Origin of the sequence: Nocardia sp. NPDC051052 (genome assembly GCF_044456045.1) — a bacterium.
Classification (GTDB): domain Bacteria; phylum Actinomycetota; class Actinomycetes; order Mycobacteriales; family Mycobacteriaceae; genus Nocardia.
Window position 1 is genome coordinate 436,405 of the sequence record NZ_JBITFL010000001.1, and the last position, 18,799, is coordinate 455,203.

Consider the following 18,799-nt stretch of genomic DNA (forward strand, 5'->3'; position numbering starts at 1 on the left):
AAACGTCACGTGACAACCAATTCGCCAGCTATCGAACGCGATCCGGCGTATGGGGAAATACTCCGACTGGATGAACTCCTCGAAATCGCCTGTGTGCGTGACGAGGCGGATCGCACGCTGTTCTTCGCGACGCACCAGGCCTGTGAGATCTGGTTCGCGGTTGTGCTGCGCCATCTGGAGTCCGCGCGTGCGGCGCTGGACTCGGACGAGGCGGCCGCGGCCGCGGCGCAGCTCGAGCGGCTGCCGCACATCATGCAGGTGATCAGCCAGCATTTCGCCGTGCTCGCCACCCTGACGCCGGAATCGTTCGACCGGCTACGGGCCACGCTCGGCACCTCGAGCGGATTCCAGTCCGCCCAGTACCGCGAGATCGAATTTCTGTGCGGCGCAAAAGATCCGCGATTCCTGAACATCACCGGGCTGACCGACGCCGAACGAGCCAGGATGCGGCGCCGCCTCGACGAGAAGTCGGTGTCCACTGCTTTCGTCGAGTACCGCGATCGGGTCGGCGCGGGGACTCCGCACAGCGACTCGTCGTCGACCGAGCGGATATATGCGGCGCTCTCGAATATCGACAGCTCGGTGCGTGCCTGGCGGGCCCAGCATGCCGAACTGGCCGAGCTATTTCTCGGCGGCGCGCAGGGCACGGCCGGCTCGTCCGGCGCGGCATATTTGTGGCGCTCGACCGAGCGCACATTGTTTCCAGAAATATTTACTCGAGCTGAGCGGCGCGAGGGCACGGTCATGACTATGAATTGCCCGATCTGATATGGATCAGCCGATGTCGTCGAGCGAGTTACCGATGGTTAAGGAGAAAGCAGCAATGTCCGATAATGGCAACAGAAAACGAGTCGTGATCGTCGGTGGTGGCACGGCGGGCTGGATGACCGCGTCGTACCTGGCGGCCGCCTTCGGCGAGCGGATCGATCTGACGGTCGTGGAATCGGACCAGATCGGCACCATCGGTGTCGGCGAGGCGACGTTCAGCGACATCCGGCATTTCTTCGAGTTCCTGCGCTTGGAGGAGTCCGAGTGGATGCCGGCCTGCAACGCCACGTACAAGCTCGCGGTCCGGTTCGAGAATTGGCGGGAGCCGGGTCATCATTTCTATCACCCCTTCGAGCAGCTGGGATCGGTCGACGGATTTCCACTCAGCGACTGGTGGCTGCGGAACCCGATAACCAGCCGTTTCGACAAGGATTGCTTCGTGATGGCGTCGCTGTGCGACGCCCAGCGCTCACCCCGCTACCTGGACGGGAAACTGATCGACCAGGATTTCGTCGAACACGATCTGAGCGATACCTCGGCCAGGTCGACAATCGCCGAGTATCAGGGCGCGCAGATCCCCTACGCCTACCACTTCGAGGCCCATTTGCTGGCGAAGTTCCTGACGAAATACTCGACCCAGCGCGGCGTCCGGCACATCGTCGACAAGGTCGAAGATGTCGCGCTCGACGCGCAGGGCTGGATTTCGCACGTGCGCACCGCCGAGCACGGCGACATCACCGGTGACCTGTTCGTGGACTGCACCGGGTTCCGTGGGGTGCTGTTGAACAAGGCACTCGGTGAGCCGTTCGTGTCGTACCAGGACACCCTGCCCAACGACAGCGCGGTGGCACTCCAGGTGCCCCTGGATATGGATCGTGAACCGTTGCGGCCGTGCACCACCGCGACCGCGCAGGACGCGGGGTGGATCTGGACCATCCCATTGATCAGCCGCGTCGGCACCGGATACGTCTACGCCAGTGAATACACCACGCCGGAGGAGGCCGAGCGTGTGCTGCGCGAATTCGTCGGCCCCGCGGCGGCCGACGTTTCGGCGAACCATATCAAGATGCGAGTCGGCCGGAGCCGCCGTTCCTGGGTGAACAACTGTGTCGCGGTCGGTCTGGCGAGCGGGTTCGTCGAGCCCTTGGAATCGACCGGGATCTTCTTCATCCACCAGGCCATCGAGCAGATCGTCAAATACTTCCCGGCCGGGCGCGGCGACGACCGCCTGCGGGACCAGTACAACCTTTCGGTGTCGCGCGTCATGGATGGTGTACGAGAGTTCCTGTGTCTGCATTACCGTGGCGCGAAGCGTGCGGATAACCAGTATTGGCAGGATACGAAGACCCGTAAGATCCCGGATGAACTGGCCGAGCGGCTCGAGACCTGGAAATACAAGGTGCCGGACTCGGAGACGGTGTACCCGTACTACCATGGCCTGCCGCCGTACTCGTACAACTGTATTCTGCTCGGTACCGGCGGGATCGAGGTCCGCCATTCTCCGGCGCTCGATATGGTTGACGATCGGGCGGCGCTGCTCGAGTTCGATCGTATCCGGGCCAAGGCGGAGAAGCTGGTTCAGGAACTGCCGACGCAGAATGAGTACTTCGCCCACATGCGGGCCAATCAGTAGATTTTCTTCGATATGCTGATTCGAAACGAGTGAAATCGACGTGACGATGTATCTGTCGTACGACCAGCGATCCCTGGACATTCAGTATTCACCGAGTTCGCGTGTTGCGGACATCAATGTCTATCTGCACGAGTACGCCGTGCGCAGCGCGGCGGCCAGAGACAGGTTGGCTGTGCGTCGCGGTATACGTTATGGACCGTGGCCCGAGCAATTGCTCGACTTCTTTCCCTCGGGCCACGAGGGCGCCCCGGTGCTGGTGTTCGTGCACGGTGGCTACTGGCAGGAGCTCAGCCGGCGCGAATCAGCCTTCATGGCCGAAGGCCTCGTCGCACAAGGCATTTCGGTGGCGGTACTCGGTTACGGCCTGGCGCCGACGTACCGGCTGCCGGAGATCATCAGCATGGTCGCCGACGGGATACGGTGGATAGCCCGCAACACCGACCGGCTGCCCGGCGCCCCCGAGCAGATTTATCTGAGCGGCTGTTCGGCGGGCGCGCATCTCGTCGCCATGGCGTTGCTCGACGAACCCGGTTGGCGGCGGTGCGGCATGCGGGCGGCCGAGGCGATCGGCGGCGCACTGCTGCTGAGCGGCGTTTACGACCTCGAACCGATCCGTCGAACCTACGTGAACGAGCCGCTGGGACTGGACGCAGATGCGGCCCGCGCGTGCAGCCCGCTGCACAACCTGGGTGCCGCGCTCCCGCCGCTGGTCATTGCGCGCGGGGACAACGAAACCGACGAATTCGCGAGGCAGCACACGGAATTCGCGGCCGCCGTGCGCGCCCGCGGTGGCCGGGTGACGGATCTGGTCGTACCCAACCGAAATCATTTCGATCTGGCTTTCGACCTGGGCGATCCGGACACTGTGCTCGGTCATGCCTTGGTCGAGTTGATCCATGCCGGGCAAGGGAGTTTGTAATGTCATCGGAGAATGTCAGCCCCGGCGCGGGCGACCGGGATGCCCTGCGCGGTGCGGTGTCCGGTGTCCTCGGCATCGAATTGACCAGCGCGGACGACGACAGCAACCTCTTCGAACTCGGCCTGCAGTCGATGGAGTTGATGCGACTGACCAACCGGTTCAACGGTTCCGGTGCCGAGGTCACCTTCGCGCAATTGTCCGACGAGCCGCGGCTGTCGGCGTGGTTCGGGCTGGTGCACCTCGCCGAGGGCACAGCGCCGATACCGGCGTCGCGGATCCCCGAGCGTGACCGAGCGGACCAGTCCTTCCCGCTCACGGCGGTGCAGCAGGCCTACCTGATCGGTCGCCTCCCTGATCAGCCACTCGGCGGTGTCAGTTGCCACAACTACATGGAATTCGATGTGGCACCGGTGGATCCGCCTCGCCTCGAGCGGGCCGTCCGCGAACTGATCGACCGCCATCCGATGCTGCGGGCGCGGTTCGCCGATGACGCCACCCAGCACATCATGGCGCACTCGTCCTGGCCAGGTCTGGCCGTGCACGACTATCGCGAATACCCGGCGGATGCCGCGGCCAAGGCCGCCCTCGATCTTCGGGACCGGCTGTCGCACCGGTACATGAACGTCGATCGGGGCAAGGTCATCGATGTTCAGCTGACCCGACTCCCCGGTGCGCTGGATCGGCTGCACCTGAACGTCGAGATGCTGGTCGCGGACCTGGCCAGCTTCCGGTTGATGCTCACCGAACTGGCTGTGCTGTACGACAATCCGGGCGGACTAGCCGAGATCACCTATACGTTCGGCCGATATCTCGCCGATCAGACCGACATTCGCGCGGTGGAACGCGAAAGGGCGCGCTCGTACTGGCAGCAACGGTTGCCGTCGCTGCCGGGGGGACCGAAGCTGCCGCTGGCCATCGACCCGGAAGCGGTCGCCGCGCCCAGATTCGTCCGCCGCTCTTTCGGGCTGACCGAGGGCGAGTGGCGCGGGGTGGAGCGACGAGCGGCCGAGCTGGGTCTCACGCCCGCGGTGGTGCTGGCGACGGCGTTCGCGATGATGCTGGGTCGCTGGAGTGGGGAGCAGCGTTTCCTGCTCAATCTGCCGCTGTTCGATCGTGACCTCGACGCCAACCCCGAGATCGCGCGACTGGTAGGCGATTTCACCGGAACCGTGCTGCTCGAGGTGGATCTGTCCGGGGAAAGCTTCGCCGACTGCGCGCGCACCGTGCAGAAGCAGATGCACGAAGACATCGGCTACGCCGCGTACACCGGCGTCGATGTGCTGCGCGACTTCGCGCGCGCCGACGCGGATACGCCCCGCTCGGCGCCGGTCGCGTTCTCTTGCGATCTGTCCGGACCGCTGATTCCGGCCGAGTTCGCGGCCCGCTTCGGCGACGTGTCGTGGATGATCACGCAGACCCCGCAGCTGTGGCTGGACCATCAGATCTACCGCACCCCCGACGGCGGCGTGCGGCTGGTGTGGGATGCCGTGGACGAGCTGTTCCCGGCGGGTGTGCTCGACGCGATGATGTCGGGATACGAAGGATTGGTCCGTGGCCTGACCGACGGCGCCCGGGACCTCGCGATGCCGGAGATCCCGCTGCCTGTTGGTCAGCGACAGCGGCGGGCGGCGATCAATTCGGCGACCCGGACGCTGACCGAAAACCTTTTGCATACCGTATTTTTCGAGCGTGCCGAGGGCCGGTTCGGACGGCCCGCCCTGCTGTGGGGCGACGGCGGGGTGATGGATCACGACGAGCTGGCTCGCCGCGCCCTGTGCGTCGCCGGTGCGCTGGTGCGGCGCGGTATCGGTCGTGGTTCCTATGTCGCCGTGCTCGCGCCGAAGGGCGCTGAGCAGATCGCGGCCGTCCTCGGCGTGCTCGCGGCGGGCGCCGCGTATGTGCCGATCGGCGTCGATCAGCCGGCCGACCGCAGGGCCCGCATCCTCGAACTCAGCGGCGTCCGAGTAATTCTCGACGGCAGCGGGCTACCGGAATCGGCCGATGGCATCGAGGTGCTCGCGATCGACGCGGCGATGCGCGCCCGGCCACTGCGGGCACCCGTGGCCGCCGACCCCGGCGACACCGCCTACGTGATCTTCACCTCCGGGTCGACGGGCCAGCCCAAGGGCGTCGAGGTGAGCCATCGGGCGGCGGTCAATACGGTCGAGGACATCAATGAGCGGTTCGGTGTCGGCGGCGGCGACCGCGTATTGGCGGTGTCCGCACTGGATTTCGACCTCTCGGTGTGGGACATCTTCGGATTCCTCGCGGTGGGCGGTGCCGCCGTCTTGGTGCCGGAGTCCGGCCGCCGCGACGCGCGCGAGTGGCTGACCCTGTGCCAGCGGCATGGCGTCACCGTCTGGAACTCCGTCCCCGCCTTGCTGGAGATGGTGCTGACCGCATCCGACGAACTCCCCGGCACGCTGCGGTTGGCGCTGTTGTCCGGCGACTGGATCGGGCTGGAACTGCCGGGCAGACTGGCTAGTTCGTCGCGCGGACGGTGCCGGATGATCGCGCTCGGCGGCGCCACCGAGGCCGCGATCTGGTCGAACGCGTACGAGGTTGCCGAGGTACCGGCCGGCTGGCGATCGATACCGTACGGAAAACCGTTGCGGAATCAGAAGTTTCGAGTGGTCGACGGCCGCGGCCGGGATTGTCCCGATTGGGTGCCCGGCGAACTCTGGATCGGCGGGAGCGGGGTGGCGCTCGGTTATCGTGGCGATCCCGAGCTGACCGCCGCCCGCTTCCCGCGGCAGGAGGGCGAACGCTGGTATCGCACCGGTGATCTCGGCCGCTACCGTCCCGACGGCAACCTGGAGTTCCTCGGGCGCCTCGATCACCAGGTGAAGATCAACGGCTTCCGGATCGAGCTCGGCGAGATCGAAGCCGGCCTGCAAGCGCATCCGGCGGTGGCACAGGCGGTGGCCATCGCGACCACCGAGGGGCGCAGGGAATTGGTGGCCGCGGTGGTGGAACGCGCGTCGGTGCCGGCCGATACCGACCGCATCGTCGGTGATAGCCAGGAAAACGTCTCGCCCGCAACAGAGTTCGTGATCGGTACCGAACCGGACCTGGTCGAGCACCTGCTGATGGAGGTGCTGCTGGCCGCGATCGTCGCGCCGATGGTCGGGCCGGACGACGTGGCGGAGCTGTCCGTCAGCGCCGAACAGCTTCCGGTGCTGGACATCTGGCTCGAATACCTGGAGCAACGCTCGGTCCTGGCACTTGCCGACACGGTCTACCGGCGCGGTCCTCGATGGGATGAGGTCACGAATCCGGAGTGGATCAAGGAGCTTCGCGCCAGCGCCGGTGGCACCCATCTGGAGCACGCCGCGAACGCGCTGGCGTGGGCGGGCCCGCTTTTCGCGGCCATCCTCGGCGGTGACGCCGATCCGACCGCGTTGCTGGACGACCCGGTACTCGCTCCGGAAAGTCTCAACGATCTGGCGCCGGGGACCGCGAAATGCCTTGCGGCCATTGCGGACGACCTGCGGACCCGGGGCGCGGCGCCGGCGGTCGCGGAGTGGGATGTGGCGGGTGGTCTCGGCGCCGCCCGATTGCTGGCCGAATTAGCCACGGACACAGTCGAATACACCCTGCTCGGTACCGCGAAGCCAGTATTGGCCGCGGCCGAAGCGCGGCTGGCCGAACACGGGTACCGCACCCGCATCGCGGTGCAGGGCCCCGCGGCGATCGCCGGGCCACGCGCCCACGCGTTCGATGCCGTCGTGGCGAACAACGCCCTGCGCCGAATGCCGGACCCGGAGCTCGCCGTCACGACCATGGCGCTGCTGCTCGCGCCGGGCGGGCACCTCTATCTGCTCGAACGCGCTTACCCAAGGCCGTTCGCGCTGGTCACCGAATTGCCGTTCGAGGCAATGGGAAACCGTTTCGGCGACGGCGGTGCGAATTCCGCCTGGTGCCAAGGCCCCGAGCGCTGGACGCGGGCGTGCCATCGTGCCGGGCTCGACAACGTTCGCCTACTGCGCCACGAGGTCACCGGCGAATTCGTGCTCGCCGCGCGCCGTCCCGAGACGGCACTCGGCGTCGATGCCGAGCAGCTGCGCCGGTGGGCGGCGGACCGACTGCCCGAGCACATGATTCCGGCGCACTTCGCGGTGCTGCCCGCGCTGCCGCTGTCCGCCAACGGGAAGGTCGATCGGCGACGGATCCAATCGGCTCTCGAACAATCCGTGGCGGTGCCGCGCGCGGTGGGCGATTCGCCGCGCGGCGGCACCGAGGAATTCATCGCCGAACGCTGGACGACGCTGCTCGGGCTGGAATCGGTTGGCCGGGAAGAGAACTTCTTCCGGCTCGGCGGCGACAGCCTGCTCGCCACCCGCTTCGTCGCCGAGGTGCGCGCGACATGGGGCGTCGACTTGCCGATGCGCGAGGTCATGCGGGCGCCGACCGTGGCGGGATTGAGCGCGCTGATCGAGCAGCTCGGTGCGGGCCGGGACGAGTTCGACGAAGGCGAGCTGTGACCCGCGGGCACGAGCCGCGTCCGATGATTGCGCTATTTTGCTGAATTTTCTTTGATGGAGGATGAAAAGCCGTGGATGTAGGCGCGATGTTTGCCAGCCTCACTGCCGAAGGCTGTGTGCTGTACGAAAAGGACGGTCAGCTTCGTTATCGCGCGCCGAAGGGCGTGATGACGCCGGACCGGCTTGCGCGGTTGCGGACGCACAAGGGCGCGCTGCTGGAGCTGTTGCGGGAGCGCGAGTTCGGCCCGGGACTCGTCGCCGATCCGGCCGCGCGGTTCGAGCAGTTCCCGCTCACCGATATTCAGTCGGCGTATCTGCTCGGTCGAAGCAGGGCTTTCGATTACGGCGGCGTCGCTTGCCACGGCTATATGGAACTCGCTCTCCCACTGTCGTATTCAGCCCAGCTCGAGCCGTCCTGGAATCAGCTGATCGACAGGCACGACATGCTGCGTGCGGTGATCTCGGCGGAGGGTTATCAACGCGTACTGCCGGAAGTGCCGCACTACCGCGTCGAACAGGAACGCGCGGAGTCGATCACGGCGACCAGGGCGGCGATGTCGCATCAGGTACGCCCGACCGAACAGTGGCCACTGTTCGATATGCGGGTGACGCCGACCGACCAGCGGTTGATCCTGCATATCGGGTTCGACCTGCTGCTCTGTGACTACCGCAGCATGCAGCTGCTGCTCGGCGAGTTCGGTGCGCTGTGTGCCGGCGAATCGTTGTCGCCCACACCGGAAATCACCTTTCGTGACTATGTGCTCGGCGCTCGCGGCGTGGTCGAAGGTACCCGTTACGGGCGCGATCGCGATTACTGGCTGGACCGCGTCGACGCGCTGCCGCCTGCTCCGTTGCTGCCGCTGCGCACCGACGCGGCCGACGCGCCACCGAAATTCTCGCGGCACGAGGTGCGCTTGCCCGCCGAGCGGTGGCATGCGCTCAACGAACGCGCGGGCGCGGCGGGCGTCAGCGCGTCGAGCGCGTTGCTGCAGGCGTTCGCCGAGACGATCGCACGATGGAGCCAGACGCCGCGCCTCACCTTGAGCCTGACCTTGGAAAATCGTCTGCCGCTGCATCCGGACGTGCCGCGGATAATCGGTGACTTCAGCTCGACCAGCCTGTTCGCCGTGGACCTCACCGAGGGCGCGACCTTCGCGGACCGAGCCAGCGATGGGCAGGCGAGGCTGTGGGAAGACCTGGACCATCGGCTCTACTCGGGTGTCGAGGTGATGCGTGAGCTGGCCAAGCGCCGGGGCCGGGCCGACGCGCTGATGCCGATCACCTTCACCAGCACCATCGGCGGTACCACCGCGGACGACACGAATTCGCTGATGACCGGAGCCGAGATCGTTTACGGCATCACCCAGACGCCACAGGTCTGGATCGACTGCCAAATCACCGCCGACGCAGACGGATTGGTCGCCCACTGGGATGTGCGCGACGGTGTGTTCCCCGACGGCCTGACCGAAGCCATGTTCGTCGCGTTCGCCCGGCTGGTGAACCGGCTGGCCGACGAATCCGCGGTGTGGTCGGCGGCTGACCCGGTCGAGCTGCCGCCCGCGCAACGCGAGGTCATCGCGGCCGTGAACGACACCGCGGCACCGCGTTCGGTCGAGCCGCTGCACGCGGGGGTGGTCGCGCGTGCGGCACGGACACCGGACCGGGTCGCCGTGGTGAGCGATGCGCGAACGTTGACCTACGCCGAGCTTATGGCCGAAGCGGGTGCGGTTGCCGCCGCGCTGGCCGCGGCCGGCTGCGAGCCGGGCGACCGGGTCGGCATCGTGTTGCCGAAGGGTCCGGAGCAGGTGGTTTCGGTACTCGGCACGCTGCTGGTCGGTGGCGTGTACGTACCGATCGACACGACACAACCCGCGCTGCGGCGCGATACGGTCATCGCCGACGCCGGGATTCGCCAGGTGATCACGGTGGCCGGGTTGCGCGAATCGCTCGACCCGCCTGCCGGCGTGCACCTGATCGAGGTCGATCAATTGTCCCCCCGCCCGTGGTCGGCGCCGCATCGGCCCGCACCGGACGATCTCGCGTATGTCATCTACACCTCGGGGTCCACCGGCCGTCCGAAGGGTGTGATGATCAGCCACGCCGCCGCGCGCAATACGATCGATGACATCAATACGCGATTCTCGGTCACCGAGGACGATCGCGTATTCGGCTTGGCGCAACTGGGTTTCGACCTCTCGGTCTACGATATTTTCGGCCCGCTGTCCGTCGGCGCCGCGCTGGTACTCCCCGATGACGCGCTGCGCGGCGACCCGTCCCACTGGGCGGCGCAACTGGCCACCAATGGCGTCACGATCTGGGACTCGGTACCGGCCCAGATGCAGATGCTCGCGGAATATCTGCGACACGATTCCGCGACCGAGATCTCACGCTTGCGGTTGGCGATGCTTTCCGGTGACTGGATTCCGGTGACGCTACCGGACGCCATTCGGCCGCGGATTCCGAACCTCGAGCTGATCGGCCTGGGCGGGGCGACCGAGGCATCGATTTGGTCGATCTATCACCCCATTACCGAGGTCGATCGAGGCGCGCGCAGTATTCCGTACGGAAAGCCGCTGGCCAATCAGACCATGCACGTGCTCGACCCGATGATGCGGGAATGCCCGGTCCAGGTGATCGGCGAACTGTATATCGGCGGGGTGGGGCTGGCCAAGGGCTACCTGGGCGATCCGGAGCGAACGAACGCGCAATTCGTGCGGCATCCGGTGACCGGCGCGTCGCTGTATCGCACCGGTGACCTCGGTCGCCGGTATCCCGACGGAGTGATCGAATTCCTCGGTCGTATCGATCGGCAGGTGAAGCTGAACGGGCACCGGGTCGAGCTCGCGGAGATCGAGGCGGCACTGCACACCTGCCAGGGCGTCGAGCAGTCCGCCGTCGCCGTGCGCGACGAGGGTCCGGCGCGGCGCCTCGTCGGCTTTGTCGAATCCGCCAGGATCACGCCCCGCGCGCTGCCCGACGGGCTGGTGCGCCAGGCGAGCGACAGCGGTGCCGAGGTCGCGCGCGGGATCGCGGACGCGCACATCGTAGAGATGAACGGCTTACTCGACGCCGTCGCGCTCGACGCGATGGCCGAAATGTTCACCGCCGCAGAGTTGTTCGCGGCGCCGGACGCGACGCACACCATCGACGAGATCATCGATGTGCTCGCGGTGGCTGCCGGTAATCACCACCTCATGCGGCGTTGGTTGAGCGTCTTGGTGAGCGAGCGGCGGATCACGCGGGATCTTCCCGGCGGCGCCTACCGCGGCAGGTTGACCGCCGATCCGGCCGCTCGCCGGGAAATATGGCGGCGGATCGACGAACTGGCCGGGCTGACGAATTGGGGAGCCGAGGTCATTCGCTATCTGCGCATGACCGAGGCCAATTTGGCATCGTTGCTGCGTGATGACGTCAGCGTGCTGTCGCTGCTGTTCCCGGAGGGACAGTTCGGGCCGGCGGAGGCCACCTACCGCGAGAATCTGATCAGCCGATACAACAACGCGGTCGTCACCTCGACAGTGCGGGAGATCGCCAGGACCAACGCCGGACCGGGTCCACTGCGGGTGCTGGAGATCGGCGCGGGCGTCGGTGGCACCAGCGCCGTGCTGATACCCGGCCTGGCCGAGGCGAACGTCGACTACCTCTTCACCGATGTCTCGCACTTCTTCCTCGGCGCCGCCAAGGAGAAGTATCAGGACTTCGACTGGGTGCGCTACGGATTGTTCGACCTGAATCGCGACTACCGCGCCCAGGGCATCGCGCCGAACACGGTCGATGTCATCGTGCTCTCCAACGTGCTGCACCTGGCAAAGCATTTGGGCGACGGTCTCGTCCGGTTGCGCGAAATGCTCGCACCCGGCGGTTGGCTGGTTTTCATCGAGGCCACCCGTGAGGTCTACAGCATCATGACCTCGATGGAGTTCAATGCCGGGCTCAGCGGATTCGAGGACCATCGAAAAGAAGACGGCAGCGTATTCCCCGATCGGGAAACGTGGCTGCGGTTGCTCGACGAAGCCGGCGCGGAGGTCGCGTTGTGCCTGCCCGAAGCGGGCTCCGCGCTCGCCGGGATCGGTCCGCAGACCTTCGCGGCGCGATTCAAGTCCGACCGCGCCGACATACGCCAGCAGGAACTGCTCGGCCAGCTGGCTGCCCGGCTGCCCGGCTATATGATCCCGGCCGAAATCCAAGTGGTGGACGGTATTCCGTTGACCGGCAACGGAAAGGTGGACAGGTCACGGCTCGACGCGTGGGCAGGGTCGGTGGAACAGGGGAGCGGGCACCAGGCGGGCGGTGAGGCGCCGCGGGCGGGCCTCGAGCACACCATCGCGGCCTTGTGGACGGAGGTACTCCCCGTCGAATTCGTCGCCCGCGACACGAATTTCTTCGACCTCGGTGGCGACTCGCTGCTGGTAGCCCGGCTGGTCAGCCGGATGCGCGAGGACCTGACGCAGGCCGCTGAGCTGTCCTGGGACGAGGTGCTGCGGCTGGTGATGAACCGGCCGACGGTCGCCGCGCTGGCCGCCCAGCTCGGCGCGGACGGCACGACCCGGTCGGCGACCTCGGTGGTTCAGATCAACAGCATCGTCGCCGACACCTCGACCATGGTCCTGGTGCACGACGGAACGGGCACGCTGGTTCCCTACCGTTCGTTGCTGCGGGAACTGTCCGGTCGGGTGCCGCTGGTCGGCCTGGTCATCGACGACCCGGAACTGTTCCTGTCCGGCGACCCGCGCACCGAGGTGGACGACCTCGCGAATCGGCATACCGCGGCGCTGCTCGCGGCCGGCATCGAGCGGGCGCACCTGGTCGGCTACTGCATGGGCGGGCTGCTCGTGCCCGAGATCGCGCACCGGCTCACCCAGGCGGGTGTCGAGGTGACCGGCATGACCGCGATCAGTAGTTATCGAGTGCCGTACCTGGTCGAGGACGATCTGATGGCCGAATACCTGTGCGCCAGAATGGTTCAGGTCGATCCGGCGGACCTCGGCTATCCGCCCGCCGACCGCGGTATGAACGAGCTGATTCAGGCCGTCGCGGCCCGCCACGGCAATACGATTCCGCAGGGCAGTCTCGCCGCGGAACCGGCGTCGGGGTTGAGCGAGGCGGGCGCCCTGGCGTTGCGCGAATTCCAGCTGCTGGCCCAACGTCCGCAGCAGGAGCGGTTGCGTGCCATGGGCGATAAAATGCCCGCGGGCGACGACGAGCTGGGCACGGTCGAATGGCTGGCGGGATTCTTGCGAAATATCAAGCACAGCTTGATCACCGTGGCCAATCACATGCCGACGAAATACGAGAAGCAGGCCACCTTCATTCGCCAGACCGGTGATGCCGAGATATTTCCCGGCATGCATGCCGATATGACCGAATACTGGCAGCAGGTATGTGTCGGCGGACTGTCCATCGTCGACGTGCCGGGGGACCATTTCACCTGCATGCAACCGCCGAATGTCGCCATGATGGCGGATATCTTGCTGGCGGAGGACTGAGGGTGGGCACGGCACAGTTGATCGGCGTGCTCGGCGGCTACGGGGCGGTCGGGTCGGTGGCCGCCAGATGCCTTGCCGCCGACGGGTTCCGGCTGCGGATCGGTGGCCGGTCGGCGGCGCGCGGCGCGGCGCTCGCGGCCGAACTCGCGGACACCGCGGCCATGGTGGTGGATGCCGCCGACGCCGCGAGCATCGCCCGGTTCAGCGCGGGCTGCGACGTAGTGCTCAACTGCGCCGGGCCCGCATATGAACTGGGCGTGCTGCCCAGGCAGGCGGTGCTCGCGGCGGGAGCGGACTACGTCGACGTGATGGACGGTGCCGCAGAAGCGTTTTCACCGCCGGCAGACCGCGTCACGGTGTTGTCCGCCGGGCTGTTGCCTGGACTGTCCGGGCTGTTGCCGCGGCTGCTGACCGCCGGACTGTCCGAGGCATGCTTCGCCGGGTATTACGTCACGCTCGGCACATTCACGCACACCGGCGCGATGGATTATCTGCTGAGCATGGATCGCGGGTACGGTACGGCGCTCGCCGAATGGCGCGATGGCAGCGTGGTTCCCGGTGCGCTCGACGTCGAACCCGACTGCTCCATCGTCGGAATTCCGCGCCGGGTCACCGCGTATCCCTATCTGACCACCGAATTGGTGCGGCAGGCACGCCATCTCGGGCTGAAAGCGGCCCGCTGGTACAACGCCTTCGACGGTGAGCACGGGCTTCGCGTGCTCAACCGCTCCCATGCTTCGGGAAATAGGGCGGCTGTCGCGACGGAGTTGGTGCGGGCCAGTGCGCTCGATGTGTTGGGGCGTGCTCCTTACCACGTGTTGTTCGGCACCGCCGACGGCCTTTCCGCGGATCGAATCCCGATGCGGCGCACCGCGTTGCTCAGGGCCGACGACGGTAATGCGCTGACCGGCATTGTCGGCGCTGTCGCCACGCGGGAGGTTGCTCGCGGTGGTATCGCTCCCGGTATTTGTCATGAGGCTGCCGACGTAGTGGGCGTCGATGTCGTGCTCGACGCGATCCGACAACACCTCAAGGGCGCCGTCGTGTCGATCTCCGAGTCCCCGTCGGCCGCGGACGTCGGGGCGGACGAGGGCGTTCTCTGACCGAGTATGGCTCGTAAGCCTCGCTCAAGGTACGATATTTGTACGCGTACTAGAAAGGTGAGAGAGTGTCGAACACGACTGGCCTTGCCGAGGCGAGAGAGCAGCCCGCAGCACCACCGGAGGCCGATCCCGCGGCGGCGAAGGGCGGCTTGGCCGCCCTGCTCATTCCGCATCGCTGGGGTTTCACCGCCGTGATCCTCTTGCAGGCCATCGGTGCCATCGCGGGTCTGGCGCCGTTGCTGGCGGTGGTCGAATTGGGCCGAACGTTGTTGTCGCCCGGCCCGATTGATAGTGGTCATGTCTGGACCGTGGTGCTGTGGGGTGCCGTCGGTTTGTTCGTCCGGTTGCTGTTCACCGCCGCGTCGTCGGGCATCGGGCATCTGCTCGACAGCCGGGTGCAGCTGTCGTTCCGCCGGGAGCTGGCCGAGCACCTGGGCCGGGTCCCGCTGGGCTGGTTCTCCCGGCGCAAAACCGGCGAGTTGGCGAAGGTGGTCGGCGACGACGTCAGTGCCGTGCACCCGTTCATCGCGCACACCCCCGGCGAGATCGTCTCCGCGTTCCTGGTGCCGCTGGTGTCACTGATCTACTTGTTCACCGTCGACTGGCGGCTCACGCTCATCACGCTGATCCCGGTGCTGCTGGCGTTGCTGTTCGTCCCCTTGATGATGACCCCCACCAAGATGCGCGAAGAACGCGAGTTCCAAGAGGGTTTGGGGCGAATCGGGGACACCGTCATCGAGTTCGTGCAGGGCATTTCGGTGGTCAAGGCGTTCGGTGGATCCGAGCGCGCGCACCGCAAATTCTTCACGACGGTGGACGATTTCGTTCGCGTTTTCTACCGGTGGGTGATCGGTCTTTCCCCGATCGCGTCGGGAATGCAGTTGGCGCTGTCGCCGCCGTTCGTGCTGTTGGTCGTGCTGATCGGCGGGTCGACCCTGATCACCTCCGGTGGCATGCCGCCGGCCGACCTGCTGCCGTTCCTGCTGCTCGGCCTCGGCCTGACCGCGCCGTTGGCGGCGCTTGGCCACGGCTTCGACGACATGCAGTCCGCCAGCGGCGCGGTCGGCCGGATCAAGCAGGTGCTCGCGGTGCCGCCGCTGTCGCAGCCGTCGCATCCGGTGACGCCGCGCGGGCATCGGGTGGAACTGCGCGACGTCCGTTTCGGTTACGACGCCGATCGCGAGGTGCTGCGCGGCATCGACCTGGTGCTAGAGCCCGGCACGGTCACCGCGATCGTCGGGCCGTCGGGCAGCGGAAAGTCCACCCTGGTCCAGCTGTTGCCGCGGTTCTTCGACCCGACCCATGGCTCGGTCACGCTCGGCGGCGTCGATCTGCGCGAGCTCGGCAGCGCCGAGCTACACCTGTTGGTCTCCTTCGTCTTCCAGGATGTCCGCCTGCTCCGCGCTTCGGTGGCCGAGAACATCGCGCTGGCGGTGCCGCACGCCGACATCGACGACGTGGTTCGCGTCGCCAGGCTGGCGAACATTCACGACCGGATCCTGGAGCTGCCGCGCGGCTACGAGACCGTGCTCGGCGACGAAGCCAAGCTGTCGGGCGGTGAGGCACAACGGATTTCGATCGCCCGCGCGCTGCTGGCCGACGCGCCCGTGCTCGTGCTCGACGAGGCGACCGCCTTCGCTGATCCGCACACCGAACAGGCGGTGCGCCGAGCGCTGGCCTCGCTGGCGGGGGATCGGACCATCCTGGTCATCGCCCATCGCCTGGAGACGGTCGCCGACGCGGACACCGTCGTGGTGCTGGAGGCCGGCGCGATCGTCGAACGCGGCAAGCCCGCCGAGCTGCTGAAAAACAATGGAAAGTTCGCCGAGTTCTGGCAATCGCATCAGTCGGCGATTTCCGATGAGATCGACGGCCACGGCTACGTGCTCGAAGGAGATGAGCTTCGATGATTCGAATGCTGCTACGCGTGCTGGGAAACGAGTACGCGCCGCCGATGCGCCGCACCGTGATCCTGATGACGGCCACCGCGATAGTCGAAGGTTTGTCCTACGCGCTGCTGATTCCGGTGCTGCGGGAGCTGTTCGGCAGCGATCCCGGAGCCGCCCGGCCCTGGCTGATCGCGTTCGGCGCCGCGGTCGCGGTCTACGCCGTGCTGGATTATCTGAGCAGTCTGTCCGGTTTTCGCGTCGGCACCACTCTGCTGCAGGGCATGTATCACCGGCTCGGCGATCACCTGGCCCGCTTGCCCATCGGTTGGTACAGCGGCGGCCGCGTGGGTGAGGTGTCCGCGATGGCCAGCCGTGGCCTGCTGATGGCGATGGGCGTGGCCGCGCATCAGCTGCGACCGCTCATCTCCGCCTGCGTGACGCCGTTGACGATCGTCGTGGTGATTCTGGCCTTCAACTGGCAGCTGGGGTTGGCCGCCTTGATCGCCGCCCCGATAGTCGTGCTGATCCATATCTGGACCGGACGCGCGATGGCCGCCGTCGACACCGAGCGGATGGCCCGCGGCGACGATGCCGCCGGGCGCGTCATCGAATATCTCCAGGCCCAGCCGGTGCTGCGCGCGGGTGGCCGGACCACCGAACGCTTCCGGTTGCTCGACGACTCGCTGCAGGGCGTCGAGCGTGCGGCGCGCCGTTCCATGCTCGCGGTGCTCCCGGCCACTTTCGGGCTGGCGTTCGTGGTGCAGGCGATGTTCACCGTGCTGCTGGTGCTGAGCGCCTACCTCGCGCTCGACGGAAGCGTCAGTGCGGCAGAGGTTGTGGCGATCCTGGTGCTCGCGGCGCGGTGCGCGGATCCGCTGATGTCGCTGGCGGAGTTCGGCGGCAAGATCCGCGCCGCCCGCGGCGAGCTGGCCAGGCTCGACGTGGTGCTGCGCACCGAGCCGTTGCCTGTCCCGAGCGACCCGATCCTGCCGCGACGCTACGACCTGGAATTCGAGTCGGTCACGTTCCGGCATGGCGACCGCGCGGTGCTCGAGGAGGTGTCGTTGTCGGTGCCGGAGGGCAAGCGGCTTGCCGTGGTCGGACCGTCCGGCGCGGGCAAGAGCACGATGCTGCAGCTGCTCGCGCGGTTCTACGATGTGGACGCGGGCGCGGTGCGGATCGGCGGGGTCGATGTGCGCGCGATCGACGCCGACGCGTTGATGGAGCGAATCGCCATCGTCTTCCAGGACGTGTATCTGTTCGACGGCACGATCGAGGAGAACGTGCGCCTCGGCCGTCCCGGCGCCACCGATGCCGAGGTGCGAGCGGCGGCGGCCGCGGCGCGCTTGGACGAGGTGATCGAGCGGCTGCCCGGCGGCTGGTCGACGGACGTCGGCGAGGGCGGCGCGATGCTGTCCGGCGGTGAGCGGCAACGTGTTTCGATCGCGCGGGCGCTGCTGAAGAACGCCCCCATCGTGCTGTTGGACGAGGTGACCTCGGCGCTGGATCCGGTGAACGAGGCGGCCGTGCACGAGGGCATCGAGCGACTGATGGCGGACCGGACGGTGATCATGGTGGCGCACCGGCTGCGGACCGTCCGACGCGCCGATCACATCGCCTTCCTGGCGGACGGCGGGATCGTGGAGCAGGGCAGCCACGACGAGCTGCTGCGCGCCGGTGGCCGATATGCCGACTTCTGGAGCATTTCCATGAAGCCGGTCGCCAGTGAATGAGTCAGGGCGAGCCGGCGCGTTTCGCCGGCTCGCCCCGCGCCCGTATGCCCGTGCCCGGGTGCTGCTGTTTCCGCATTGCGGCGGCAGCGCGAGCTATTACCGGACGTGGGTCAACGAGGCGCCCTGGGATATCGAATTCCTCGCCGTGCAATATCCGGGCCGGGAGGATCGGTATGCCGAACCCGTCCCGCCGGATATGAAAGGTTTCGTCGCCGCGTTGGCGGCCGATCTGCCGCTCGACGGCCCGCCGCTGCCGACCGTGCTGTTCGGGCACAGCATGGGGGCGGTCGTCGCCTACGAGATGGCCAGGCAGCTGTCGGCGGCCGGTGCGCCGCCGGTGGGGTTGGTCGCGTCCGCGCATCCCGCTCCCGCCCTGACCCGGCCCGGCCGGATACATCTCGGCAGCGACGAAGACCTCGTCCGGGAACTGCGCAGAACCGGTGCGACGCACCATGATCTGCTCGACAACGACACCATGCTGCGGGCATTTCTGCCCATCATCCGCGGCGACTATCGGGTGGCCGAAACCTATCGGCCACTACCCGGCACGAAGCTGCGCGTTCCGGTGACGGTGTGGTATGGCAGTCAGGATTCCGAGGTCGATGCGTGGGAAGCGGCGGCATGGCGCGACGCCACCGGCGGACCCTGCGAATTCCGCGCTTTCGAGGGTGGTCATTTCTATCTGGATGAGCACCGCCGGTCGGTGGTCGACCTCCTGACGGCACTCGCGCGTGCGGCGTCGGACCGGTCGGCCACCCCGTGGCTGTCCACCCCGTAGTCTCCG

General features: G+C 66.9%; 9 protein-coding genes. All 9 read left to right on the forward strand.

The window, feature by feature from the left end; genetic code table 11:
• The first annotated feature begins 9 nt into the window (after positions 1–9).
• The 9 genes from ACIBCN_RS01850 (at position 10) to ACIBCN_RS01890 (ending at position 18,793) form a co-directional block, all read left to right on the forward strand.
• Complete coding sequence (locus ACIBCN_RS01850) at positions 10–768, forward strand: tryptophan 2,3-dioxygenase family protein (protein ID WP_396989564.1); 759 nt, start codon at positions 10–12, stop codon at positions 766–768.
• A gap of 55 nt (positions 769–823) precedes the next feature.
• Entirely contained in the window at positions 824–2,401 is a 1,578-nt protein-coding gene (locus ACIBCN_RS01855; protein WP_396989565.1) for a tryptophan halogenase family protein, read from the forward strand.
• Between the two features lie 46 nt (positions 2,402–2,447).
• The gene (locus ACIBCN_RS01860; protein WP_396990156.1) at positions 2,448–3,320 is read left to right on the forward strand and encodes an alpha/beta hydrolase; all 873 of its coding nucleotides are present in this window, start codon (positions 2,448–2,450) and stop codon (positions 3,318–3,320) included.
• The gene (locus tag ACIBCN_RS01865; protein ID WP_396989566.1) at positions 3,320–7,804 is read left to right on the forward strand and encodes an amino acid adenylation domain-containing protein; all 4,485 of its coding nucleotides are present in this window, start codon (positions 3,320–3,322) and stop codon (positions 7,802–7,804) included. The genes ACIBCN_RS01860 and ACIBCN_RS01865 overlap by 1 nt, the downstream gene beginning before the upstream one ends.
• A 71-nt stretch (positions 7,805–7,875) precedes the next feature.
• The gene (locus ACIBCN_RS01870; RefSeq protein WP_396989567.1) at positions 7,876–13,290 is read left to right on the forward strand and encodes an amino acid adenylation domain-containing protein; all 5,415 of its coding nucleotides are present in this window, start codon (positions 7,876–7,878) and stop codon (positions 13,288–13,290) included.
• A 2-nt stretch (positions 13,291–13,292) separates the two neighbouring features.
• Entirely contained in the window at positions 13,293–14,393 is a 1,101-nt protein-coding gene (locus tag ACIBCN_RS01875; protein ID WP_396989568.1) for a saccharopine dehydrogenase NADP-binding domain-containing protein, read from the forward strand.
• Positions 14,394–14,458: 65 nt separating this feature from the next.
• Complete coding sequence (locus ACIBCN_RS01880) at positions 14,459–16,303, forward strand: ABC transporter ATP-binding protein (protein ID WP_396989569.1); 1,845 nt, start codon at positions 14,459–14,461, stop codon at positions 16,301–16,303.
• Complete coding sequence (locus tag ACIBCN_RS01885; protein ID WP_396989570.1) at positions 16,300–18,015, forward strand: ABC transporter ATP-binding protein; 1,716 nt, start codon at positions 16,300–16,302, stop codon at positions 18,013–18,015. The genes ACIBCN_RS01880 and ACIBCN_RS01885 overlap by 4 nt, the downstream gene beginning before the upstream one ends.
• Positions 18,008–18,793: a thioesterase II family protein gene (locus ACIBCN_RS01890; protein ID WP_396989571.1), complete on the forward strand. Its 786-nt coding sequence runs from the start codon at positions 18,008–18,010 to the stop codon at positions 18,791–18,793. Before ACIBCN_RS01885 ends, ACIBCN_RS01890 begins: the two co-directional genes overlap by 8 nt.
• The last annotated feature ends 6 nt before the right edge of the window (positions 18,794–18,799 follow it).

What these genes read in the sequence shown, in the direction of transcription:
- ACIBCN_RS01860 (WP_396990156.1), top strand. Translation starts at nt 2,448, where the DNA reads ATGTATCTGTCGTACGACCAGCGATCCCTGGACATTCAGTATTCACCG.
- ACIBCN_RS01855 (WP_396989565.1), top strand. Translation starts at nt 824, where the DNA reads ATGTCCGATAATGGCAACAGAAAACGAGTCGTGATCGTCGGTGGTGGC.
- ACIBCN_RS01885 (WP_396989570.1), top strand. Translation starts at nt 16,300, where the DNA reads ATGATTCGAATGCTGCTACGCGTGCTGGGAAACGAGTACGCGCCGCCG.
- ACIBCN_RS01865 (WP_396989566.1), top strand. Translation starts at nt 3,320, where the DNA reads ATGTCATCGGAGAATGTCAGCCCCGGCGCGGGCGACCGGGATGCCCTG.